Genomic DNA, 23,453 nt, shown 5'->3' with positions numbered 1-23,453 from the left:
CGGCGGGGTGCGATGCTCGCGTGCCGTCGCGCCCCCGCCTCGCTCATGCCGCCCGCCGACCGCCCTCTCCCCCGCGCAGTTCGCGGTGCATCAGCAGCGCCCCCTCATCCGGGAAGTTGAGCCGGGCGTGCTCGCCGAACATCCGCCGCGCCGCCTCGTCGTAGGCGCGGGCGGCGTCCTCCTCCTCATAGAAGAGGCCGAGGTAGTACGACTTGCCATCCTTGCCGATGTGGGCCGTCCACTTCCCTGTGTGCTCGGACCAGGACACACCTTTGAACCTGGACGTGCACGGCCGTCCGTGCCTTGTGCGGGGCTTGCGCATGTTGTACGACTGCTCGGCGTAGCTGCGCACGACCAGGTTCTCGCGCCGGTGGTCGAGGTAATCACCATTGGCGAACGTGATGCGTACCTCCGGCCCGGAGTGCTCCTCGCCCGAGATGATCCGCTTGAGCGGGATGTGCGGCTCGGTCGCCAGCACCACGTCCCCGCGCGGGGCGTCCTCGTCGGTGCGCTGCGACACGTTCCAGCTCCTGCCATCCACCTTGGGAAGGTCCGCGGCATCAATGACGGCGAACCGCTTGCCGCTGTGGGTGTAGATCGGGACCCGGTAGCAGCCCGGCCGCTCCGGATCAGGGAACGGAGCGTACTCGGTCCGGATCTGCTCACGCAGCCGCGTCGCGTCCTCGACTGCATAGCACATGCGCCGCTTACCGTCGGGCATCGCCCGCCGGTAGCGCGGGATCGTCACTCTGCCCTGCTGCTCCCAGCTGCCCCAGGTGTCCGGAGCGATCCCGAAGAACGCCGCGCATTCGCCGCGGTCCATCACCGCCAGCCCTTCGGGCGGCGGCGGCGGCAGCACCCGCCCGTCCAGCTTCGCCACCTCCGCGGCGATGTAGCAGCACTTGTGCTGCGAAGCCCCGGTCCAGCGGTACCGCTGCAACGGCACCTCGCCCTTCTTCTCGCGCTCCTCCCACGCGTCCTCGGTGATCCCAAAGTGCTCCGCGCACTCGTCCCGCGTCCACACCTCCACCCCCGCCGGCGGCAGCGGCAGCGGCGCGGCGAAGGGCAGTGCACGCACCTCCGCCGCGGCGTAGCAGTGCTTGCGCGTGCGGTTCTCGATCATGCTGTAGCGGGGGATGTTCACCAGGCCCTGCCGCTCCCGGTCGCCCCAGGCCTCGATGCACAGGCCCCAGTGTTCAGCGCACTGCTCGCGGGTCATCACCTCCAACCCCGCCGGGGCCAGCGGCGGGGGCGTCTCCAGCCGGAGGGCCTCGACATCCGCCCGCAGGTAGCACACCTTGGCCCGCGGCCCCGTGTAGCGGTAGCGGGCGATGGGCACGAGGCCGCCCGTCTCCCAGTGCATGAACGTGTTCTCCGTCACCCCGAAGTGCGCGGCGCACTCGTCCCGCGTCATCACCGCCGCACCCGCCGGCGGCAGCGGCAGCGGCGCGGCGAAAGGCAGCGTGGCCACGTCGCTCGTGAGGTACACCACCAGCGGCCGGTGCGGGCCCTTCACCTTGTACCGCGGGATGGGCACCTTTCCCGAGTTCTCCCAGCCGCAGAAGGTGTCCTCCGTCACCCCGAAGTGCTCGGCGCACTCGATCCGTGTCATGACGGCCGCGCCCTCGGGCGCAAAGGGCACCGCGCGCGCAAACCCCAGCGTCTCCACGTCCCGCCGCAGGTACACGATCGGCGAGCCCGCCCGCTGGGCAAGCCGGTACCGCGGGATCGTGACCCTCCCCACGCGCTCCCACGCCGACCACTTGCCCTTGCCCACGTTGAAGTAACCCGCGCACTGCTCTTTGGTCCAGAACTCCTGGCCCGCCGGGGGCGGGGGGAGCACGCCGGGGGCGCGGTAGGCCCGCTTCTTCCCCACGGGCGCGACGAGGTTTGAACTGGGCGTGGCGGGGGTGGTGGGGGTGGTGGGGGTGGTGTGGGTGGTGGGGGCGGCGGGGGCTGAGCTCGCGGCTGGGGTCTGGTCCATACCCCGGTTATCGGCGTGCCCGGCGGGTGGGTTTATTCCGGCCCCCCCAACCGCCCCTCCGCGTTACCGTCCCCAGCGCCGAGCGCAAAAACAGCGTGGGCCCTGTCATCTCACAGGGCCCACGCCGGAAAGGAGGCACACATTCAGGACCCAGGACCCAGGATCAGGACCCGGACTTCAGACGTCTCACGCCGCCAGCTTGTTCTCGCCGCTCCCGGAGCTGATGCTGAAGTTGCCGCCGCCCACGCTGCCGAACTGCACGGGGAAGGCGTCGCTGGACTCGCCCACCACCTCGCCGCGGACCGGGGTCACCATGTACTCCACGCGGTCGGTGCCGAAGGGGATGGTCTGGTCGACCCAGCGCTTTGTGGCGCCGGTGCTGCCCACCTGCGTGAAGGGGGCATCGCTGCTGAAGCGGCGGAAGATCTGGTAGACCACGCCGGTCACGCCCTTGGGCTGGCTGGCGCGGAAGCGAAGGGTCAGCGAGCCGTCGGCGTTGAGCGTCGCGAAGAACTTGGAGGGCGGCACGGGCGCGGGAAGGGTGCCCGGGGGCGAGTCGGCGTTGACGCCGCTGAGGGAGTACACGCTCGGGTTGCCGGTGGTCTCGGCGAAGGCCTTGATGAGGTTGACGTAGGCCCCGGCCACGATGCGGGCCGCCGACTCGGAGTTGTTGAGCGTCCGGGTGGCGTCCTTGCTCGCTTCGCGCTTCACCTGCGCGTCGTCCTCGGCCGCCTCCAGGGCCTCGACCAGCGTCTTGAATGCGACGGTCTGGGGCCCCGACAATCCGATTTGCGCCTGGTTCAAAATCCACTGGGCCTGGCGCACCTTCGCCCACGCGATGAACTCGGACTACGTCTCAGGGATGTTCGACATGTGACTGACTCCGCGAGTGCGGCCGCATGGGCTGGTTCAGGTGTGGCAGCCCGCCTGGCCTATCCAAACCTCTCTGACCACACTCGCGGGCCTACGTGGTTGCCGCGTGTGCTGAAAAAGGGATCGGGAAGGCGAGGGCGCGGGTTTATCGAATGTGACGGATTTTTCGGAGATCGCGTGTGGGCAAGGAGTTGCGCATACGCAGGGGGACCTCCGCCTGGCGGTATACTCGCGGGTTCGAGCAGGAGAATCGCAGCAAATGCCAATCACATCGAAGGACAAGCAGGAAATCGAACAGCTCTATAGCGACTTCAAGTCGAAGTGGGGGGGCTGTAAAGAGGATTACTTCGCGTGCCTCTACCTCTCGCGGAAGTTCGAGCGTCCAATCGAGGACATCCGTCCCTTCGTCGCATTCGGTAACAACGACTACGGGATTGACGCCTACTTCATCGAGCGGGCCTCCAAGAACCTGTACCTGTTCCAGTTCAAGTGGTCAGAGAACCATGCCCTCTTCCGTGAGTCTCTCGAGCGGCTTGCCAAGGACGGCATCGAGCGAATCTTCGGGAACGCGAAGGCGGACCCGCACAAGAACGAGCTGCTGGCCGGTCTGCGGGCCGAGCTGGCCGACTCACGCGACCTGATCAAGCGTGTACTGGTTCACATGGTGTTCAAGGGCGATCTGGACGCTGCCGAGAACAGCCAGGGGTTGCAGGCGAGACGCGAGGACGTCGAGAACAAGCACTACATCGTCGAAGACTTCTTCAAGGGGGACGACGGGGTCAAGCGAGACATCGAGTTCCGGGTGGAGTTCATCGCCGACACTCGCCGCCCGCCGCTACCGCCGCCGCCCCAATCCTTCCGGATCAGGTTGTCGGAAGCCGCAAGCATCACGACTCCCGACGGGGAGCACACGATGCATGTTGGGTTCGTGCCCCTCATGGACCTGCACGCGATCTACCTGGCGTTGAACCAGCGCTTCCTGGACCGGAACATCCGATCGGGCCTTTCGGAGGACAATCCGCCCAACAAGAAGATCCGCCAGGCGCTTTCCGAGATCGTGCTGGAACGGAAAGTTGAGCCGGAAGTATTCGCGTTCAACCACAACGGAGTCACCCTTGCGGTGGAGCAGTTCGTGCAAAAGGAGGGTGTCTGCGAGGTCAAGGTACCGCGGCTGCTCAACGGGGCGCAGACTATTACCAGCGTCGCACGGTTCATGAAGGAGCATGAGAAGCACCCCTCGATGTCAGGCCCCGACTCGCCGCTGTCACGGGTCAAAGTGCTGGCGAAAGTCGTCGTGGCCGATCCGGCGAGCGACTTCGTGACCACCGTCACCATCAGCAACAACCGGCAGAACCCGGTCAACTCCTGGAACCTCCGCGCCAATGACCGGGTGCAGTCCGACCTCCACGATCTGTTCAAAGAGAAGCTGGAACTCTTCTACTCGCGCCAGGAAAATTCTTTCGCCGGGTACTCCGACGAGGAGCTCGAAAAGGCCGGGTACGATACGACGCGCGACCTTCGCATCCGCCCGATGGCACAGACGCTGCTTGCTATCCAGGGCGAAATCCCCAAGATGTCGCAGCTGCCGGAGGTCTTCGAAAACCAGAAGTGGTACACGGAGACATTCCGCGAGAGCTACGTTGACTCGGACCCGCGCCGCATCGTCATCGCCTACAAGACCGGGCTGATGCTGCGGGCCGCGATGGATGAGCTCGATGAACGCGCTGCGGGCAAGCACCGGCCTGCTATCGCAAAGGCGCGCAACCTGGTGTGGTCCCTGCTGGTCCAAGCGATCTACAACAGCAACAAGCTGCTGGAATACCTCGACCTCTTCGGCACCAGGATGACCAAGGAGGTCGCGTTCAAGGAGCTATTGGTGGTTCTCGCCCGGCGAGAGGTGCTACCGCTCCTGAAGACGATTCTCGACGACAAGATGTACGCGCCCAAACTCGCGGATGAGAAGTACGAGTTCCTCCGCACGAAAGAGGTCTTCACCAAGTGCATGGCCGACGCGAACAAGAAGTTCGATTGGGTGAAGAAGCCGCTTTAGCTTGGTTCGCGTGGTCGCTCGGTCGGGCAGTACCGCTCTTGCGCAGAGCTCTCAAACATGCCGCGTGCCCGGGGCCGCAGCCGGGTCCGCGGGGGAAGCCGCAGTTGGCACGGCGAAAGCGGCAGCGGCGACACCCACCGCCGCCGCAACGCGCAAGTTCTGCATGCTTCCCCTCCAGTCCAGTTGACCAGTAGAAGCGGCCGCGCCGCGAGCGTCAAGCCGTCCTCAAGCAAGGACCGAGAACGCGCTGCCCAATAAAAACACCCGCCCTGCCGCCCCAACGCCCCCGCCCGTCCGGCCGCGGGTGTTGCGAGGCTTATGGGGCCCTGCCGTTTGCTCTGCTCCTGGCCCGGTTTGGAGCAAACAGCAGACTATCCGGGCCAAACAGCAGACCTTCCGCCCCGGTCTGTAGACCCTTTGGGGCAGACTGGCGGCCTTCCGGAGCGGTCTGTAGACCTTCCGGACCAGACTGAAGACCCGCCGGGGCAAACTGAAGACCTTCCGGGGCGGTCTGTAGACCTTTTGGGACGGAAGGTAGAGGGTTGGCGACGAACGGTCCGCCGCGTGCGATCAACCTCCGGACGTGCCACCACCCTTTGGCTCTGCAAAGGGTGGTGGAGGAGCGCCGCATCACGCAGTGATGGCCCGCTCCACCCGCGCCCAACCATCACCCTTCCCAGAGCGGAAGGGTGATGGCACGAGGGTGATGCCACCTGTCATTTGACGGCAGGGAAGGTTCAGTTCTGCTCACCCCCATTGGTATGCTCGCGGCATGTACGACCCGAAGATCCACGCGACCACCGATAAAGAGCGGTTCGCCCTGCCGAACGAAACAATCTTCGATCATGTCTACCGCGTGTATGAGAGCTACAGAGCCGACCCTGGCCGGGGGCAGCTCACCTTTGTCGATCTCCCCGCCGACTTCAAGAGAGAGTACCCGGAGGTCTTCGGCCGCTTCAGTGATGAGAGCCTCGGCATCATCTTCTCTCTTGTCTGGCTCTATCTCAAAGGCGCTAAAGGGACGGTCAACGACCGGGTGATCCGAAAGTGGTTCCGCGAGGCCATCGGCGAAGGCCCCGTGCGGGATGCGGCGGGTGGCACCACCGTTTAGAACGTGCCTGGTGCCACCGGCCCACCCCGCCGATTCGGCCGCCCCACGCCGTTAGAATGACCGGCACCTATGAGCAACGCTGACCTCACGACCGGCTCCATCTTCGAGCCGCGCATTCCCGGCCTCGATGTACTCGCGTTCAACGACGCGGTCATCGCCACGCTGCCGGCGCGGGACACGACCGGGCCGGCGCTTGTTCCAGCCATGTTCACGCGCACAGGCGACGACTGGTCGACCGGCTCCGAGAAGCGAGCGCGGGTGCTGCTGGTGGCAGGCTACTTCAACCACTTTTACGACTCACTCGGGCTGTGGCTGGACAAGTTCGAAGCGCTCCTCCGACGCATGCACTGGAATAGCGCCAAGCTCCGCGTCGGTATGGGCTGGATGGGGGCGCTCGTCATCAACTACGACCTGCCCATGGGGAGGGACATCCGCCCGCACTACCACCCCGAAAACCGCAACCCCACGCCGCCGCAGTCGTGGGAGCTGCGATGCTCCTACCCAATCACCAGTGCGGAGGTGCCCGACGACCTGCGCAAACTTGTCTCCGGACGCCCCGGCTATACCGCGAAGGGTTGGGGTGCATGAACGATTGGGGCCGCCGCCGGTTTCGAAGGCTCAGGCGTAACAGCGCCACCCATCCCGTTACACTCCCCCCGTGCAACCCCGCCGCCGCTGGCTCACCGCCCGCAATGTGCTGATCGCCTACGCGGCGCTCGTGGTGGTCAGCACGGTGCGGTTCGGGCTCGAGCGCGGGTTCCGCAACCTGGATCACCACCTGGTGCCCATCGCGTTCCACGCGGTGGTGTGGGGCGGGGTGTGGTGGGCCGCGGCCCGGTACAACCGCCGCCACTTCGGCCCGCCCCCGCCAAACGCCTGCCCCCAGTGCAAGTACCCCCTCGACGACGCCATGCCCCGCTGCCCCGAGTGCGGCCGCCCCACGCGCCCGATCGTGGTGAAGGGGTTTCGGAAGGGTTGAGTGGCTCGGGGCCGAACAGGGCCAGCTGATGAGCGCTCGCACGCTGTCTGCCTAAGGCCGAAGCCGGACAGAGCTCCTGGACGAACGGGCCGAGGGCGCTGCCACCCGCACCACTTCCGACCACCGGTGAACTGGTAGTATGGTTCGGAGCGAGGGGACCCAGCATGCCTGATGTGATCAACTGGCTTCACTTGTCGGACCTCCATCTCGGGCTGGACGGTGACGCGTGGCTGTGGCCCAAAGTGAAACACGACCTTTTCGTCGACCTAGAGAGGATGCTCGCCAGGAATGGCGCCATCGATCTCGTATTTTTCACCGGCGACTTCGTGCAGCGAGGGAATGAGGCCGAGTACGCACAGTTGAACCACCTGCTACAGGAACTATGGGATGTGTTGGGCAAAGGCGGGTCAACCCCTTTTCTTTGCGCCGTGCCTGGAAACCACGACATTGTGCGTCCCGATCCAGGCTCGTCCGTCCTGAAGGCCATGACGTCGCTCTGGTGGGAGGATCAATCAGTTCGCGATCACTTCTGGCGTGATCCGAACGCTGACACTCGCGCGTTGGTTGCCACCGCGCTTGAGAACTACATGCGGTGGCTCGACTCCGTCCCCGTTCCGTTGCTGAGGGATACGGAAGGCTGCATCCCTGGGGATTTCAGTGCGACATTCAACAAGGGCTCGGTATCGCTCGGAATCGTTGGATTGAACACGACTTTCCTGCAGGTCGCGGCGGGGAACTTTCTAGGGAAACTCGACGTACACATGTCGCAAATTGCCCGAGTCTGTGATGGCGATGCGGAGGGATGGGTCCGTGCTAGAACGGCGGCTGTGCTTCTGACTCACCATGCGCCCGATTGGTTCGACCCCAGAGGGCTTCGACGGTTTCAGGACGAAATCTACCCGCCGGGCCGCTTCGTAGGGCACTTTTGCGGGCACTTGCACGAGGCCAATGTCATCGACGCATTCGAGGGGGGCACGGGTGCACGGCGGCTAAGACAGGCCAGCTCGTTGTTTGGGCTTGAAGGCTGGGGCGATGCGCAGGTGCAGAAACGTACTCACGGCTACACCGCGGGACAGTACAGCTTCGACGGCACAGCACTGACAGAGAAGCTTTGGCCTCGCATCGCGGTGCGAGTAAGGGGTGGTGGCTACCACCTCACCGCAGATGCCTCACTTAGACCAGAGGAGGACGGCTCCTTGAGCCGAGTCTTCGAGTCGCCGGGCACCGCGGAGGATCCAACTGGGAAGCCGGAACCGACTCCAGAGCCAGTAGGGGAGGAGTTCCAGCTCCTCACCGCGCCGCCGGGGGAAGCTGATGCGCTACGTATGGTAGTGTCCTGCCCCCGTTTCATTGAACAGCCAGGACCCCAGCACCGCGGCGTACGCTTGGACGAACTCAGCGCTTTCGAACACGCGCTCCGCTCCGATCGATGCGTTTGGCTTGTAGCAGACTGGGGAACGGGGCGCAATGAATTCATAGCGACCGCGCTTGAGCGGTTTAGGAAAGCCACCGTTGCTCTTGAGGCATTCCACCTCAGGTGTGACGAGGCGTCGAGGGTCACAGCATTCGAATCGTTATTCCCCCAACAGTTCGGGCATCCGATTCAGAAGTTCTGCAACATCATCGCTCAGCTACCGAATGCATTCCTATTGCTGGATGACCTACACCCCGAGTTGTTACAGAATGAAGAGCGGCCTAGGTTCGAGCGGTTGATCGGCGCAATACTGGACTATTGCCCCGCGCTCAAGATTGTGATCACAACCCGGCAGCGACCAGGGATCAGCGAATACGACTCTGTCGCGCTGCAACCACTGGAGTTGCCTGACACGCGTACCTACATCACTGCGCATCGGGACGCCCCAGTCTCGGGAGTCGATGCGGAGACGATCGAAGCGATCCACCGGCACTCCGACGGGCTACCGATGCATATCGATCGTCTGCTCAAGGCGATGAAAGTAGCTTCCTTGAGCACAGTGATCGAGGCTGAGTTGGAGGGCTCTCTGCCAGCCGAGTCCCTAGACGGTTCGGATGCAGCTGCGCTGATGAGCGCGGTAAACCGGTTGGCAAGCTCGGAGACTACTAAGAGCAAGCGGAGCTTGAAGCTCCTAAAGGTACTGTCGATGTTGCCCTATGGAGAGACCCTTGAGGTCCTTCGGCACTTTCTGCCGGCAGAGCCCTTCTTCCTTGAGAATGCGGTTGAATTGAACGAGCTCTCATTGTTAGATGTGGTTCCACTTCAGCCGGGTGTCACGGGCAAGAAAAGTGAAAGGGACCTCGCGAAGGTGCTACGGGTGCCAAGGCAAGTCCGCGACTACGTTCAGACACTGTTGAATGAAGCGGAGCGGGAGCAGATCGTCGGATATGGACTCGAGCGGTACTTCGGGCGCGGCTGGCGGGAGGGCAGAGCGAAGGTTCGTGCGCAGGACCTCGCCTATCGCGACTTCATCGGTGGCGGGGCCGGCAACGAGGCGGCACTGGTCCACCAGTACCTGCTGCAGTGCAGGAACAAGGGTGATCAGAGAGGAGTGGGGCAGGCGGCGGCGATGAGTTTGACTTTCGCCCACCATTTGTATGACCTCGACAGGTACCGTGACGCCAGTCTGGTCACCGAACCCCTCCTTGACATGGTCCCTAAGCGGGAGCACGCAGCGTTATGGGCCAGGCTAGTGGCAATACATGGCCGCGCAGTCCGCATGCTCGACGGCCGAAAGGACGAGGCCCTTACTTATCTAAACGAGGCACTGGAGGCCGGGAGCACCTTCCTTTCCAAGGACGAACAGGCATCCATTTGGCTCGGCATCGCGCTGGTGCATGATTTCCAGGGAGACGCTGAAGCTGCTGTCGACGCCGCCAACAAGGTTGTGGAGCTAACATCGAAGAAGGATGCAAAGTACGTCCATGCCCAAGCCATCATCGCTGTGGCAACGCTGTCCGTTGCAGATGCGCGGAAACGACTCGCAGAGCTGGAGGACTCGGCGCGTGCCTCAGGAAAGACCAAGCTGGCGAATATTCTCGCGCTTCAACTCGCAGATTTGAGTGGGTCCGACCGGGAGAAAACAAAGCTGGCGGACCGGGTGATAGACTCGAGAACCCCAGGGTACAACAGGACAAGAGCAATCATCCTGAAGGCAGGTGCGATCCTAGAAAACCCAGGCAAGTCGGTGAGGCCGGGCGAGGTCCAAATCTTGACCACCGCCTACTCATACTTGTACTCGCAGCGGTTTTCGAGTCTGTTCGATCGGTGCCATGATGCGCTCTGGTCCGTCTTCGAAGCGGATGGTGACACCGGTTCGCTCATGCGATTGTTCCGCCACTCATCATTTCTTTGGCGCATCCGAGGTGAGGACGCGAAAGAGGCGGAGTACCTGAGCAAGTTACGGGCTCAGCAGGTAGCCGAGGCGAACGCCGCCGCCGCTGGATGGATCATCGAACTGCGGTACTTCTGGCATCGACTTCGTGTAAGAGTTCTGCCCGGGCCCGAAGCCGGCGACAGTCTCACTTCCCCTTGAACACCCGGAACAGCCTCGTCAGCGGGTCGTAGAACTCGTCCACCACGCGTTCTTTCAGGGGGATGATGGCGTTGTCGGTGATGGTGATGTGCTCGGGGCAGACCTTGGTGCAGCACTTGGTGATGTTGCAGTAGCCGATGCCGTTGCGTTCCTTGAGGTCGGCGACGCGGTCCTCGGTGTCGAGGGGGTGCATCTCGAGGGCGGCGGAGTAGACGAAGAAGCGGGGGCCGATGAACTCGTCGTGCTTGTGGTGGTCGCGGAGGACGTGGCAGACGTCCTGGCAGAGGAAGCACTCGATGCACTTCCTGAACTCCTGCACGCGGTCGACGTCCTGCTGCTGCATGCGCCAGGTGCCGTCGGGGGCGTCGGGCTTGCGGGGCTTGAACGGCTTGAGGCGCTTCTTGACCTCGTAGTTCCAGGAGACGTCGGTGACGAGGTCCTTGATGAGGGGGAAGGCCTTCATCGGTTCGACGGTGACGGGGCCTTCCGGCAGCTCGTCCATCCGGGTCATGCACATCAGGCGGGGCTTGCCGTTGATCTCGGCCGAGCAGGAGCCGCACTTGCCGGCCTTGCAGTTCCAGCGGCAGGCGAGGTCGGGGGCCGACTCGGCCTGGATCTGGTGGATGGCGTCGAGGACGACCATGCCGACGGTGATGGTGGTGGTGTAGTCCTGGAAGCCGGCGTTGGTGGAGTCGCCGCGCCAGACCTTGAAGGTGACGGGGCGGCCGGGGCCGGTGTTCATGGCGACGGGCTTCTCCTTCAGCGGCTGGTCGGGCTTGCCGTCGGAGGCGTCGGGGGTGGTGTAGGACTTGGGGACGGCGGGCGTTGCCATAGGAGCGGGTCCTAGAAAGTGGCAAAGTGGCGAAGTGGCAAAGTGGCAAAGTGGGAAAGGCAAGGGCGCGGGCCGCGTGGGGGCGCTCCTGTCTTCATCACTTTGCCACTCTGCCACTCTGCCACTTTGCCACTCCTGCTTCGATTTACTTGTTTTCCTCGATGATCTGCTGCAGCTCGGCGGGCAAAGGCTTCACGGGCTGGCGGGTGAGCTGCATTTCGCCGTTGGGCCCCAGCTTCTGCACGTGGTTGAACTTGGAGAACTCGTTGGACTTCTCGGGGTAGTCGTCGCGGAACTGGGCGCCGCGGGATTCCTTGCGTTCGATGGCCGCGCGGGTGACGGCTTCGGCGACGGTGAGGAGGTTTTGCAGGTCGATGCAGGTGTGCCAGCCGGGGTTGTACTCGCGGTGGCCGTAGGCGGCGGCGTTGCGGGCGCGGGCCTTGAGCTTCTGGAGGTTCTCCAGGGCCCGCAGCATCTCGTCCTCGATGCGGACGATGCCGACGAGGGCCTGCATCATGTCCTGCAGCTCGTGCTGGATGGCATAGGGGTTCTCGCCGCCCTTCTCGCGGCTGAAGGGGGCGAGGGCGTTGTTGACGTGGTGGTCGATCTGGGCCTTGTCGGCGTCGACGCCGCCGCCCTGCGACTTCGCCCACTTGGCCGCGTGCTCGCCCGCGAGCTTGCCGAAGACGACGAGGTCGCTGAGTGAGTTGCCGCCGAGGCGGTTGGCGCCGTGCAGGCCCGCCGCGACTTCACCGGCGGCGAAGAGGCCGGGGACGGTGGACATCTGCGTGTCGCCGTCGACCTTGACGCCGCCCATCACGTAGTGGGTGGTGGGGCCGACCTCCATGGGCTCCTTGGTGATGTCCAGGCCCGCCAGCGTGATGAACTGGTGGTACATGGAGGGGAGCTTCTTCTTGATGTGGTCGGCAGAGTTGGGGACCTTTTCCTTGAGCCAGGAGACGTCGAGGAAGACGCCGCCGTGGGGCGAGCCGCGGCCGGCCTTGACTTCGCGGTTGATGCAGCGGGCGACGTGGTCGCGGGTGAGGAGCTCTGGCGGGCGGCGGGCGGACTTGTCGCCGGTGACGTAGCGCCAGCCCTCTTCCTCGTTGTCGGCGGTGGAGGAGCGGTAGTTGTCGGGGATGTCGTCGAACATGAAGCGCTTGCCGTTGCTGTTGCGCAGCACGCCGCCCTCGCCGCGGACGCCCTCGGTGACGAGGATGCCGCGGACGGAGGGCGGCCAGACCATCCCGGTGGGGTGGAACTGGACGAACTCCATGTCCATGAGCTCGGCGCCAACGCGGTAGGCGAGGGCCTGGCCGTCGCCGGTGTACTCCCAGCTGTTGGAGGTGATCTTGAAAGCGCGGCCGATGCCGCCGGTGGCGAGGACGACGGCCTTGGCCTTCCAGACGCGGAAGCGGCCGCGCTCGCGGTCGTAGCCGACGCAGCCGATGCACTTCTGACCACCGGTCGGGAGACCGGTGCCACCTCCGGACATCAGCAGGTCGGTGACGGTCATCTCCATGAAGACCTGGATGCCCTTGTGGACGCCGTGGTCCTGGAGGGTGCGGATCATTTCGAGGCCGGTGCGGTCGCCGACGTGGGCGAGGCGCGGGTAGCGGTGGCCGCCGAAGTTGCGCTGCAGGATGCGGCCGTCCTTGGTGCGGTCGAAGACGGCGCCCCAGGCTTCCAGTTCTTTGACGCGGTCGGGGGCCTGCTGGGCGTGGAGCTGGGCCATGCGCCAGTTGTTGAGGTACTGCCCGCCGCGCATGGTGTCGGCGAAGTGGACCTTCCAGGAGTCGCGGTCATCGACGTTGGCCATGGCGGCGGCCATGCCGCCCTCTGCCATGACGGTGTGGGCCTTGCCCAAAAGGCTCTTACAGATGAGGGCGACGGAGCAGCCCATGGCGGAGGCCTCGATCGCGGCCCGCAGGCCGGCGCCCCCGGCGCCGATGACGACAACGTCGTGCTCGTAGGTTTCGTACTGGTTCAAGGCGTAGGTCCTATGGGTCCTAGAGGTCCTCGAGGACCTCTACGACCTATCGCAGTTTGCTCAGGAGATCCAGTGGAGGTCGGTGATCTTCCCCATGCTCACCATCCGCACGTAGAAGTCGGTGAAGCCCACCCAGAAGAGGCTGATCCACGCCCACATCATGTGGCGGCGGTTGAGGCAGCTGACGCAGTCGTACCCGGCCTTGGCCCCGCCCAGCTCACTGAGCGCGTCCTTCTTGCCGCCCACGAGGTGGCGGGCGACGTGGCAGCCGAACGTGTAGCAGCCCAGGAAGATGGGGTTGAGGGTGAGGACGATGGAGCCCACGCCGATGCCGAAGGCCTTGGTGCCGTCGGCACGCGGGAAGCTGTAGGAGATGATCGCGTCGTAGGTGAGCAGCCCGATGAAGATCACCGCGATGTAGAAGAAGTAGCGGTGGATGTTCTGGAAGATGAGGGGGAACTTCTGCTCGCCGCGGTAGTTCCGCCCACGGAACTTGGGCTCGCCCACCGCGCAGCTCACGGGGTCGCCCCAGAAGGCCTTGTAGTACGCCCCGCGGTAGTAGTAGCAGGTGAATCGGAACCCGCCGGGCGCCCACAGGATCAGGAACGCGGGCGTCAGCGGCAGCACGGCCAGCATCGTGGGCAGCCAGCTCGGCCACGCCCCGAACCACGCGTGCCCCGAGACCTGCGCCCCGCCCGTGTGCGGGTCGGGCTTCCACGAGTCAAACAGCACCGGCGAGTACATCGGGCTCAGGTAGTTCGTGCCCTTGGCCCAATAGTGCTCCCCCTGCAGCGCGGCCCACGTCGAGTACACGATGAACGCCGACAGCCCCAGGAAGGTGAGCAGCGGGGCCACCCACCAGTTGTCCTTGCGGAGCGTCTTGCCCGCCGGCCGCAGCTGCGGCAGCGACTGGGGCATGGGGAGGCTCTTGCCGGTGTCTTTCAGGCCCGGGTGCAGGGGGTTCGGCAGGCCCGGGGAGGTGGGGGAAGTGGGGGTCGCGGTCATCAAGGCGGCTCCGGGAGGGGCGGCATCATACCGACTAAGAACGTGCTTAGGCGGGCGTTGCGGGGTTTGTTGGGGGTCGGCGAGGCAAACCGGGAGTTGGTCTGGAGGTTGCGTGCAAGGGGGCCGATAAGGCTGTAGGCCGCGGCCCCGTCGCGCCCCGACCCAAGGAGCCACAGATGCAGATCACGACGTCCACGCAGCCGGTCCTGACGCAGCCCATGCAGCAGCCGCTGACGCCCGCGCCCGCTCCCGCGAGCACGAACCAGACGCCCATCCAGCCCGCCCCCGCACCGGTGGACACCGTCGAGGTCTCCGAAGAAGCCACCAACGCCGCGGCCGGCCGCACCAACAAGCAGGGCAAGGCCACTGGCCATGCCCGCGTCGCGCAGAACATCGAGAAGAACGTGGCCAAAATGATCGAGCGCGAGACCGCGCGGGTCGTGGCCGCGGGCGGCGACGCCGCGAGCGTGGACGCGTTCAAGACCCAGGTCGAGGGTCTCGCCGCCGCCTACACGGCCGACCCCAGCACCCCGCCCGCGCGCGTCCTCAGCCAGATCAAGGACGCCCTCGCCGGCTTCCGCGCCCGCGAGACGGAGACCCCGACCGCGCCCACGGACGGGGAGGTCGTCCCGCCCACCGACACCGAGGTCCCCGCGGTCGATGGCGAGATCACCCCCAACACCGGCCCGCTGCCGACGCCCGCTCCCGCACCTACCCCCGCGCCCACCGACGTGCTGCCCGCGCCCGATGAGCCCATCGTCGCGGACCTCAGCGGCCTGCGGTTGCTCTAGCCCGCAGCCCCGGCTCCCGGCTCCCGTCCGCGCTCGGACCGCACGCAACCCACACACGCCCTGAGCCGCGCCTCACTTCACTCGGGTACCTTCCCCGTGAAAGGAGTGTTGCATGCGCACAGGCATTCTGGCGATGGTGATGGCGGGGCTGGTCGGTGCGGCAGGTGTTCCGGCGATGGCGCAGTCGCGCCCCACGCGCGACACGCAGCCGCAGACGCGAGAAACACAGCAGGCACGCGGCAGCACGGCGGAGCGGGTCCGGCAGGCTTCCCGGCTGCCCCGCAAGGCCGAGGAGGTCCGCAGGAAGGGCGTCCCCGCGGGCGAGATGCGCAAGGCTCTGAAGGCCGCTAAGGACAAGCGGGTCCCTGCCGGCGAGATGTCCGACGTCGCCGACGAGCACTCCCGCGCCATCGACGAGCACGGGCCCACCGACAACTTCGGCGCCTTCGTGCAGGGCAAGCTCGACCAGGGGCTGCGCGGGCGCGAGCTGGCCTCCGCCATCCGCGCCGAGCACGCCGCCCGCGGCAAGGGCAAGGGCCGCGGCAACGCCGACGCCTCCCGGCGCGACCCCGAGACACGCGAGCGTGGCCAGGGCCGTGACGACCGCGACCGCGATGCGCGTGAACGGGACAGGGACGCCCGCGAACGGGACGCCCGCAACCGTGAGAAGGACGCCCGCGACCGCGAGCGCGAGGACCGCGAGCGTGCCGAGAAGGCTGCGAAGGAGCGAGACGTGAAGGACAAGGCCCCCAGGTCCAAGGGCAAGGGTAAGAACTGAGGAGGGTGCGATGAAGAATGTGCTGAAGACAACGGTGGTGTTCACGTGTGCGCTCACGCTGGGCGCGTGCTCGTCGGGCGGCTCGAGTGGGTCAGGGCGTGCCGACAGCGGCACGCGCGCCGAGCCCAGCGGAACGCTCTCCCGCGGCGGCTCCTCCCGCGTGGCGAAGGCCGCCGAGATCGCCAAGGCAGTTGACGCCAACCCGGGGCGGGCCGACGAGATCCTCCGCGAGCACGGCATGACGCTCGAGCAGTACGACGACCTCATGTACGACATCGCCGCCGACCCGGCCATGTCGGCCGAGTTCGAGGCGAGAATGTCGCGGTGAGCGACTCGTCCTGGTGCTGAAAGCAACAACGCTCACCCGCGGGGGTGAGCGTTGTCGTTTCTATCCAGGGTCTGCAGCTCTGCGCTCGCCGCGAAGCGCGGCTGTGTCGCTCCCTGACGGTCGCGGTTCTTATGGGATCAGCAGGGGTTCCCCCCCAGCACCCTGAAGAACGCCTCGATGTCCTGGTCCGTCCCCGCGTCGCCGTCGGCGTTGAAGTCGCTGCCCAGGTGCCAGCACGTATCACAGCAGTGCCCACCGATACAGGCGAAGAACGCCTCAATGTCCTGGTCCGTCCCGGTGTCGCCGTCGCCGTTGTAATCAGCCGTGCCGCAGGCGCTGGTCTCGGCGATGTTCACCGCAAAGCCGCCCGAGCTGCTCGCCATGTACAGCCGGCGCGCCCCGTTCACCGTGAAGCCGTACGCCAGGTCCCGCGGCGCCGGGCCGGGGAAGTAGCCCGTGTCGTAGAAGCTGAACGACATCCCGCCGTCGGTCGACCGCTGCGGGCGCGAGTTACCGAAGGAGTCCATCGCGAACAGCGTCCCGTCGGCCCCGCCGTCGGCCGCGATCGAGCGCGAGTGGCTGGTGTTGCCCTGCTGCGTCCAGTTCTCGCCGTCGGGCGAGCGGAAGATCGCCCCGGCCGCGCCGGTGTTGGGCGTGCCGACGAGGAAGAAGTCGGGCCCAGATCCCAGCGTTACGTCCCATGCGTGCCACGTCGCGGGGAAGCCCACCTGCGCCGGGTTCCAGTTGTCGCCGTTGTCGGTCGAGCGCAGGATGCCGCCGACCTCATCGCTGTAGAAGGACATGAACGCCGCCACCGCCGTGCCGTCATTACGGATCGCCAGCGAGTTCACCTGATCAAAGTGCGTGCTCTCGTACTCCATCGTCCACGAGCCCGCGCCCGCGAGGCCGTACGCGAAGATCTGCCCGTACGGCGTAGTGAACGGGATGTTGCGGCTGCCGCTCATCAGCACCACGCCTCCCGCGGGGTAGGCCGCGATGTCACGCCCCAGCGAGTTCAGCGTGCTGGGCGACGCCGGCGTCAGGTTCGTCCACGTGCCGTTCGCGTTGCGCTTCCACAGCCCGTCATCGGCCCGCCCCAGCGGCCCGTCGTGGCACGCGTACAGCGTGCCGTCAGGCCCGAAGTACACCCGCTGCCACCGCGGCAGCGGCGCCGACGACAGCGTCCACGTTTCCCCGCCGTCGGTCGTCGTGTAGATGCCGCCGTCGTTGTCCCCCACGTACGCCGCGGCGATCTCCAGCGGGTTCATCGGGTTCGCCGCGAAGCTCACGAGCTCCAACCCGCTGATGCCCACCGAGAAGGGCGAGAACGCCGCGCCGCTATTCGTGCTGCGCAGAACCGCAATTGAGCCCATGCCGAGATAGATGGTGGATGCGGAAGTGGGGGAGAACTCAACCGAGTTCACCTGATACGTCGCCGTGCTGCCCGCGCTGTACGTCCAGTCGACGCCGCCGTTGGTGCTGCGGGAAATCCCTCCGCGCGTGGTGCCCACGAGGATGTGCTGCGGGTTCGCCGGATCAACCGCCACCGACGTCGCCGCGCGGCTCGGCCACAGCTGGCTCTCGTCCGACCAGTTCTGCCCGTCATCCGTCGTGGTGTACAGGCCCATCAGCTGATTGCCGAAGTCCTGCCCGCCGACGACGTACGCCTTGCCGTTGCTGAACGCGACATCGTTGATCGGCGCATTGAGCGGCGTGCCCGCCGACCGCTCCACCCAGTTCTGCCCGCCGTCGGTCGTGATCCACAGCTCGTTCGCCCCGCCGAAGTTCGGCGTAAACGCGGCGTACACCCGCTGCGGGTTCGCCGGATCCACCTCGATCGTCGTCGCGCCGTAGCCGCTGGTCACCGGCGGCGAGAGGTTGTCCCACGACGCACCGTTGGTCGTGCTGCGCAGCACCACCACCGGCGACGTGCCGCCCAGGAACTGCCCCAGCCCGATCCAGATCACGTTCGGGTTCGTCGGATCAATCGCGAGCGCCTCGACCAGCGCCTGCCCGCTCACCGGCAGCGTCACCTGCGTCCACGTCTGCCCGCCGTCGGTGCTGGTGAAGAGCCCGTTGTCGGTCGCCGCCCAGCCGCGCCCCGTCGAAGCGAAGTCCAGCCGGTTGATCGCGCGCGTGCCCGTGCCCGTCGTCGTGGACCAGAAGGTGCCCGTCGTGCGGTAGATCGCCCCGCCCCCGCCCAGGTTCACGCCCGTGATCACCACGCCCGGCGTCGTCGGGTGCGCGGCCACCGTCACCGCCGTCGCCCCCGCCGGACCGAACGTCGACCACGCGCCCACAACGGAAGAAGTGGGGGACTCCGGCTCCGCCTCTCCGCGCGGCAGCCCCGGCGCGTACGCGGCCTTATTACCATCAACGTCAACGAGCGTGCGCCCGTCATCCGTGAGACGTGCGGTCTGAGCGGCTGCGGTGGTGGTGAGGGCTGCAAGGATCAACGTGGTACGTGTCAGCATCGAGCTCTCCTGATACGAAATGAGAGATGCGCCGGTCGGCGCGAGTGCGAATGCCCCAGCACGCCCAGCCTACCAAGCTGAGGCGGGTGTCAAGCCTTCGGCACCATCGTCCTTCGAGAAATGGCCGCGAAACAAATCGGTATCTGCGTCCGCCAATGAGGGCGCGCTCATGCACTCGGTCTCCGCATTCTGCAATCAACCGGCGTGACGGCTCCCCCAATCCACTCTCTCTGTGGCTTCCGTTCCCCTCCGCCCCCTCCGTGTTCTGCCCTTTCCCTGCCCTCCCTCCGCGAAACTCCGCCCCTCCCGCGCAACTCCGCGTACCTGCCTTCGTTCACACCTACGGAGAAACGCGAGGATCCTTCCCAACATGTTCCCACGGCCCCCATTCCGTCATCACGATGTTGGCGCGCCCGCGAAGGTGGTGCCTGGCGCCCACGGGGGTTCTCACACCGGGGAGCTTGAGCTTGATCTGCGGGATGTGGAGGTCGGGCATCGTGGTGAGGGTGAGGGGCTCGCTGCCGGCGTCGGCGTCGATCTCTTTGGCGTTCTTGGCGGTCAGCGTGACTGTGTTGCCGGCGTAGATGTTGTCCTTTAGGTGCGGGGTTGCGGGGGCAGGCTGGCCCTTGGGCGGGACGTCCCTGAGGTGCAGGACGACGAGCGGGCGGTCCTTGTCTTTGTCGCGCGTGAAGGGGTGGTCGTCGTTGATGGTGATAGTGTTGTTGGCGATGATGTTGTTGCTGACGCCCTTGTCGTTGGCCTTAACCAGCGGCTTCTCGAGGAGTGCTCCGTCGTCGTCCCACCACAGGTGGAACGCGCAGCGGTTGTTGGTGAACGTGTTCTCGGCGATGGTGTTGTCCGAGCCGTGCTCGATGTTGATGGCCCCCCGCTCCAGCCCGTACGCCATGCCGCCGTTGCCCTCGAACGTGTTGCGGGCGATGATCATGTTCCGCGAGTAACCGCCCCAGATCCCGCAGATGGCGTTCTCGACGAAGCGGTTGCCCAGGATCAGGTTGCCCGAGGAGAACGTCATCTCCAGCCCGTGCGCCGGCGCGTACGAAAAGTCGTTCCCCAAGATCGTGTTGTCGTTGCACCCCGCGCTCGTCGGATCGAACGCCCCGTCCTCCGGGTTGTGCGCCGCCTCCCCCAGCGCCACCCTGCCCGCGAACCCGAACAGCCCGTCCCCGCCGTGCGTCACCGAGTTTTCCGCGATCACGTTGCTGCTGCACTGCTCGAACATCAGGATCCCCGCCGAGTCCTGCCCGCGGTTGTACACCCCCTCGCTGTGCCCGCGCACGCAGAAGTCAAACGCGTTGCGGGCAACGGTGTTCTCGCTGGACCGCCACATCGCCAGCCCCCACCCCGACAGAAACGAGCAGTCGTTGTCGAAGACCTTCGACCCCGTCACGCGGTCAAGGATGATCCCGTTCTGCGTCGCCCGCACCGTGATGTTCGAGAGCGTGCACTCCCTGCTCCGCTCCACAACCACCGCCCCGCCATGCTGCGTCATCCACTCCCGCCCGTCGTTGTTGTGCGGGAACATCCAGTCGTCGTTGTGCTCCTTCTGCGGCGTGGACTTGAGCCTCTGGCGGTAGCAGTCGTGAACATTGAGCCGGTCGAGCGTGAGCCCATCCGCGCGCGTCGCGTGCAGCCCCACCTTGAACCCCGCGATCTCGGCGTTCTTGACCGACACGTTCTTGTGCCCGTCGATGCGGATGCCCACACCCTTCAGCTCGTTCCAGTTGTTGTCGATCTTCGCGCCCCGCAGCACCGCCCCCTTCTCGAACTCCACCGTCACGCCGTCGGCCTTGACGTGCAGCACGCCATTCCCGTCCGTGTCCTCGATGATCGCCCCGGGCGCAATCCGCACCACGCACGAGCGCGTGACCTCGGTGTTGTCGCTCGTCACCTCAAGGACCGGTGTGCCTGCGGGTGCATCCACAGCAGTCTGCGAGGCGAGCGCGGGCGACAGGCAGGCGACGAGGGCGAATGTCAGCATCCGCACACGATACCGCGCCGCAAATGAAAAACGCCCGCCCCCGCGGCGAGCGTCATCATCATCAACTCGGGAACATCGCCTTACCGCCGGTCATCCGCCGGCGGCTCCGTCGCCGGCCGCTCAGCCACCGGCTGCTCGTACCGCTCCCGCGACACCCGCCGATCGTCGTACGCCGCGCCCTGCGGCAGCGGCTGCCGCTCCGCCGGCGGCAGGTCGCGCCGGTCGTCGTAACGACGCTCGTCGTACCGCCGCTCGTCACGCCTGGGGTTGTCGATCTCTTCCTCGACCCCCTTCAGCCCCTTCTTGAACTCGACAATCCCCTTGCCCAGGCTGCGGCCAACCTCGGGCAGGCGCTTGCCGAAAATCAGCAGGGCGATGCCCGCGATGATCAGCAGCTCCCAGCCGCTGAACTGTGGGAAGAAGGCGAGGGTGTTCATCGGGAACTCCAGGAATCCGGCCATCATGGCCGTGTGGGCCGAATCGTATGCACCTGATGAGCCAACGCTCATAACCCGTCGCGATTGCCCCTCCTAGAGCACCGGCGCCGGAGCCGCACGCCTCCCCACCCGCCGCTCCGCCGCCTCCACCACGTTCAGGAGCAGCATCGCCACCGTCACCGGCCCCACACCCCCCGGCACCGGGCTGAGGTGCCCCGCGACCTGCGAAACCTCGTCAAACAGCACATCACCCACCGTCCTCGTCTTCCCACCCTCGCCGGGCACGCGGTTCACCCCCACGTCGATCACCACCGCCCCCGGCTTCACCATCTCCGCGTTGATCAAACCCGGCACCCCCGCGGCCGCCACTAGCACGTCCGCCTGCCGCGTCAGGTCCGGCAGCATCGGCGTGTGCTTGTTGCACGAGATCACCGTCGCCTCCTGCCGCATCAGCAGCACCGCGATCGGCTTGCCCACCACATCCCCCGCCCCGACCACGACCGCCAGCTTCCCCTTCAGGAACGGCGTCTTCCCGTCCACCCCATATACATGCTCGAGCATCTTGACGACGCCCAGGGCCGTGCACGGCGCCAGCGAGCTCCGCCCGTACACGATGTTCCCGATGTTCGCCGGGTTCACGCCCTCGACGTCCTTCTCGTGGTGGATCAGCCCCTGGATGCGGTGCGTGTCCACCCCATCCGGCAGCGGCAGGTGCAGCATCATCGCCGACACCGAGTCATCGGTCGACAGCAGCAGGATGCGCCCCGCGATGTCGTCGTACTGCGCCCCCTGCGGCAGGCGGTGCAGCTTGTACTCGATGCCCATCGCGGTGCACGTCTTCGCCTGGTTCTCCGCGTACACCCGCGCCCCGTTATCCCCCGACTCCACCAGCACCGCATCCAGCCGCACATGCCCACCCACCGCGCGCACGCTCTGCACCCGCGCCTTGATCTGGTCGCGGAAGGCATTACTCAGCTGGACGCCGTCAATGGTGCGGGCGGGCATGCACAATGGTAGAGCTTCAGGTCCGCCGGTTGCACCGGCTGGGTCTCGGTTGACGATACAATGACCGAGCATGGTCGCACCCGCCCTTCCCGGACTGGTCCCCGTCGACGGCGCTGCTCTCGCGGCGTTCTGCCGCCGCCACCGCGTGCGCACAGTGCGAGTATTCGGCTCCGCCGTCCGTGGTGAACTCACCCCCGAGAGCGACCTCGACCTCCTGGTCGAGTTCGAGCCTGGAGTAGACCCCGACCTCTTGGAACTCGGCGGAATGCAGCAGGAACTCAGCGAGTTGTTCAGCCGCGAGGTCGATCTCAAGGTCAGCGAGATGTTCAGCCCCGAGAACCTGCGGCGGATCATGAGCTCATCGGTCATCGGCTATGCGGCCTAAGCGAATCCCCGGACCACAGGACCGAGTGCGTGTCGATCACATGATCGCCCTCATACACGAGGCGATCGCCGAGTTTGCGCCTGTGACCGAAGAGCAGTTCCTGTCGCGCAGGCTCTTTCAGACCTCCGCGGCCTGGTACATTCAAGCTGTGGGTGAAGCCGCGGCACGCGTCAGTGACGAGTCCCGCTCTGTCTTCCCATCGATCCCATGGAATCAAGTCGTGGGGATGCGCAACATCCTCTCACACGAGTACGACCAGCTGATGCCCGCAAAGCTCTGGCGCGTTTTGCGCGTGCACTTCGGAACCATGCTCCAGGAACTCGAGGCCAACGTAGACAAGCTCCCCTGGCCCAAGTCGACCTGAAACATCCCGGAGGCACATGCCAGAAATCAGCCGGTTCTACGGGATCGTGATCACCATCTACCACAACGACCACCCGCCGCCGCACTTCCACGTGCGCTACGCCGGCGCGAAGGCGAAGTTCGCCATCGACGACCTCCGCATCATCGAAGGGTCGGTGCCGCCGCGGGTGCGAGCGCTAGTGGTCGAATGGGCGACCATGCACCTCGATGAACTGCGACGGGATTGGGACCTGGCCCGTGCGCAGCAGCCCCTGCTCCCCATCGCGCTCCTAGAATAAAGCATGGCACCAGACGTCGTGAGCGTGCGGCCCGCCGGCGGCACCTGCCTGGACCTGACCTTCGCGGACGGCTCCGAGCGCCGCGTTGATATCGCGCTGCTGGCCCGCCCTGAGGGCGTGTTCAAGGATCTGCACCGTCCCGAGTTCGTCGCTTCGGCGACCGTGAACCCCGACATCGGCACGATCTGCTGGAGCACCGGCGCCGACCTGAGCCCCGACGTGCTCTTCAAAGCAGGCAAGCTGCTCAAACAGGGCACCAGCGCGGCCTAGCCGGCACCGCGT

21 protein-coding genes are annotated in these 23,453 nt (G+C 65.9%); 12 read left to right on the top strand and 9 right to left on the bottom strand.

Annotated features, from left to right (window positions below):
- Positions 1 to 43: 43 nt before the first annotated feature.
- Positions 44 to 1,984: an AP2/ERF family transcription factor gene (locus VD997_03990; GenBank protein HYE61134.1), complete on the bottom strand. Its 1,941-nt coding sequence runs from the start codon at positions 1,982 to 1,984 to the stop codon at positions 44 to 46.
- Between the two features lie 186 nt (positions 1,985 to 2,170).
- Positions 2,171 to 2,788 carry a hypothetical protein gene (locus tag VD997_03985; protein HYE61133.1) on the bottom strand — a complete coding sequence of 206 codons (618 nt, stop codon included), beginning with the start codon at positions 2,786 to 2,788 and terminating at the stop codon, positions 2,171 to 2,173.
- A gap of 328 nt (positions 2,789 to 3,116) precedes the next feature.
- Here VD997_03985 and VD997_03980 point away from each other — a divergent pair, with 328 nt between their 5' ends.
- The 5 genes from VD997_03980 (at position 3,117) to VD997_03960 (ending at position 10,506) form a co-directional block, all read left to right on the top strand.
- Positions 3,117 to 4,907: an AIPR family protein gene (locus VD997_03980; protein ID HYE61132.1), complete on the top strand. Its 1,791-nt coding sequence runs from the start codon at positions 3,117 to 3,119 to the stop codon at positions 4,905 to 4,907.
- A gap of 772 nt (positions 4,908 to 5,679) precedes the next feature.
- A complete protein-coding gene (locus VD997_03975) occupies positions 5,680 to 6,018 on the top strand; it encodes a hypothetical protein (GenBank protein ID HYE61131.1) in 339 nt (112 codons plus the stop codon).
- Between the two features lie 69 nt (positions 6,019 to 6,087).
- Positions 6,088 to 6,606 carry a hypothetical protein gene (locus VD997_03970; GenBank protein ID HYE61130.1) on the top strand — a complete coding sequence of 173 codons (519 nt, stop codon included), beginning with the start codon at positions 6,088 to 6,090 and terminating at the stop codon, positions 6,604 to 6,606.
- A 70-nt stretch (positions 6,607 to 6,676) separates the two neighbouring features.
- Positions 6,677 to 6,997: a hypothetical protein gene (locus VD997_03965; protein ID HYE61129.1), complete on the top strand. Its 321-nt coding sequence runs from the start codon at positions 6,677 to 6,679 to the stop codon at positions 6,995 to 6,997.
- A 164-nt stretch (positions 6,998 to 7,161) separates the two neighbouring features.
- Complete coding sequence (locus tag VD997_03960; GenBank protein ID HYE61128.1) at positions 7,162 to 10,506, top strand: metallophosphoesterase; 3,345 nt, start codon at positions 7,162 to 7,164, stop codon at positions 10,504 to 10,506.
- Here the strand turns inward: VD997_03960 and VD997_03955 are convergent.
- From VD997_03955 to VD997_03945, 3 genes are all read right to left on the bottom strand, one after another.
- Positions 10,493 to 11,338, bottom strand: coding sequence for a succinate dehydrogenase/fumarate reductase iron-sulfur subunit (locus VD997_03955; protein ID HYE61127.1), 846 nt, complete (start codon positions 11,336 to 11,338; stop codon positions 10,493 to 10,495). The genes VD997_03960 and VD997_03955 overlap by 14 nt on opposite strands.
- A gap of 145 nt (positions 11,339 to 11,483) precedes the next feature.
- Positions 11,484 to 13,328, bottom strand: coding sequence for a fumarate reductase/succinate dehydrogenase flavoprotein subunit (locus VD997_03950; GenBank protein ID HYE61126.1), 1,845 nt, complete (start codon positions 13,326 to 13,328; stop codon positions 11,484 to 11,486).
- Positions 13,329 to 13,388: 60 nt separating this feature from the next.
- A complete protein-coding gene (locus tag VD997_03945; GenBank protein ID HYE61125.1) occupies positions 13,389 to 14,333 on the bottom strand; it encodes a hypothetical protein in 945 nt (314 codons plus the stop codon).
- A 176-nt stretch (positions 14,334 to 14,509) separates the two neighbouring features.
- On the opposite strand from VD997_03945, the gene VD997_03940 reads away from it, so the two are divergent.
- From VD997_03940 to VD997_03930, 3 genes are all read left to right on the top strand, one after another.
- Positions 14,510 to 15,124: a hypothetical protein gene (locus VD997_03940; GenBank protein HYE61124.1), complete on the top strand. Its 615-nt coding sequence runs from the start codon at positions 14,510 to 14,512 to the stop codon at positions 15,122 to 15,124.
- A gap of 112 nt (positions 15,125 to 15,236) precedes the next feature.
- A complete protein-coding gene (locus tag VD997_03935; protein ID HYE61123.1) occupies positions 15,237 to 15,902 on the top strand; it encodes a hypothetical protein in 666 nt (221 codons plus the stop codon).
- 10 nt (positions 15,903 to 15,912) lie between these two features.
- Entirely contained in the window at positions 15,913 to 16,230 is a 318-nt protein-coding gene (locus VD997_03930; protein HYE61122.1) for a hypothetical protein, read from the top strand.
- Positions 16,231 to 16,367: 137 nt separating this feature from the next.
- Here VD997_03930 and VD997_03925 read toward each other — a convergent pair whose 3' ends face one another.
- The 4 genes from VD997_03925 to VD997_03910 all read right to left on the bottom strand — a co-directional run bounded on the left by VD997_03925 (position 16,368) and on the right by VD997_03910 (position 22,145).
- Complete coding sequence (locus tag VD997_03925; GenBank protein HYE61121.1) at positions 16,368 to 18,704, bottom strand: hypothetical protein; 2,337 nt, start codon at positions 18,702 to 18,704, stop codon at positions 16,368 to 16,370.
- A gap of 340 nt (positions 18,705 to 19,044) precedes the next feature.
- Positions 19,045 to 20,703, bottom strand: a complete 1,659-nt coding sequence (locus VD997_03920; protein ID HYE61120.1) for a right-handed parallel beta-helix repeat-containing protein — start codon at positions 20,701 to 20,703, stop codon at positions 19,045 to 19,047.
- 80 nt (positions 20,704 to 20,783) lie between these two features.
- Positions 20,784 to 21,140 (bottom strand): twin-arginine translocase TatA/TatE family subunit, encoded by a 357-nt coding sequence (gene tatA / locus VD997_03915; protein HYE61119.1) that lies wholly within the window; start codon positions 21,138 to 21,140, stop codon positions 20,784 to 20,786.
- A 93-nt stretch (positions 21,141 to 21,233) separates the two neighbouring features.
- A complete protein-coding gene (locus VD997_03910) occupies positions 21,234 to 22,145 on the bottom strand; it encodes a bifunctional 5,10-methylenetetrahydrofolate dehydrogenase/5,10-methenyltetrahydrofolate cyclohydrolase (protein HYE61118.1) in 912 nt (303 codons plus the stop codon).
- Positions 22,146 to 22,215: 70 nt separating this feature from the next.
- On the opposite strand from VD997_03910, the gene VD997_03905 reads away from it, so the two are divergent.
- Genes VD997_03905 through VD997_03890 form a run of 4 tightly spaced genes read left to right on the top strand, consistent with a single transcriptional unit; the run spans position 22,216 to position 23,441 of the window.
- The gene (locus tag VD997_03905) at positions 22,216 to 22,530 is read left to right on the top strand and encodes a nucleotidyltransferase domain-containing protein (protein HYE61117.1); all 315 of its coding nucleotides are present in this window, start codon (positions 22,216 to 22,218) and stop codon (positions 22,528 to 22,530) included.
- Positions 22,531 to 22,570: 40 nt separating this feature from the next.
- Positions 22,571 to 22,894 (top strand): HepT-like ribonuclease domain-containing protein, encoded by a 324-nt coding sequence (locus VD997_03900; protein ID HYE61116.1) that lies wholly within the window; start codon positions 22,571 to 22,573, stop codon positions 22,892 to 22,894.
- 16 nt (positions 22,895 to 22,910) lie between these two features.
- Entirely contained in the window at positions 22,911 to 23,171 is a 261-nt protein-coding gene (locus tag VD997_03895) for a DUF4160 domain-containing protein (GenBank protein HYE61115.1), read from the top strand.
- 3 nt (positions 23,172 to 23,174) lie between these two features.
- Positions 23,175 to 23,441, top strand: a complete 267-nt coding sequence (locus VD997_03890; GenBank protein HYE61114.1) for a DUF2442 domain-containing protein — start codon at positions 23,175 to 23,177, stop codon at positions 23,439 to 23,441.
- Positions 23,442 to 23,453: the final 12 nt, after the last annotated feature.

Source organism: Phycisphaerales bacterium, assembly GCA_035627955.1.
Lineage (GTDB): Bacteria > Planctomycetota > Phycisphaerae > Phycisphaerales > UBA1924 > JAEYTB01.
The sequence above is the reverse complement of the archived record's forward strand: the minus strand, read 5'-3'. Positions and strand labels throughout refer to the sequence as shown.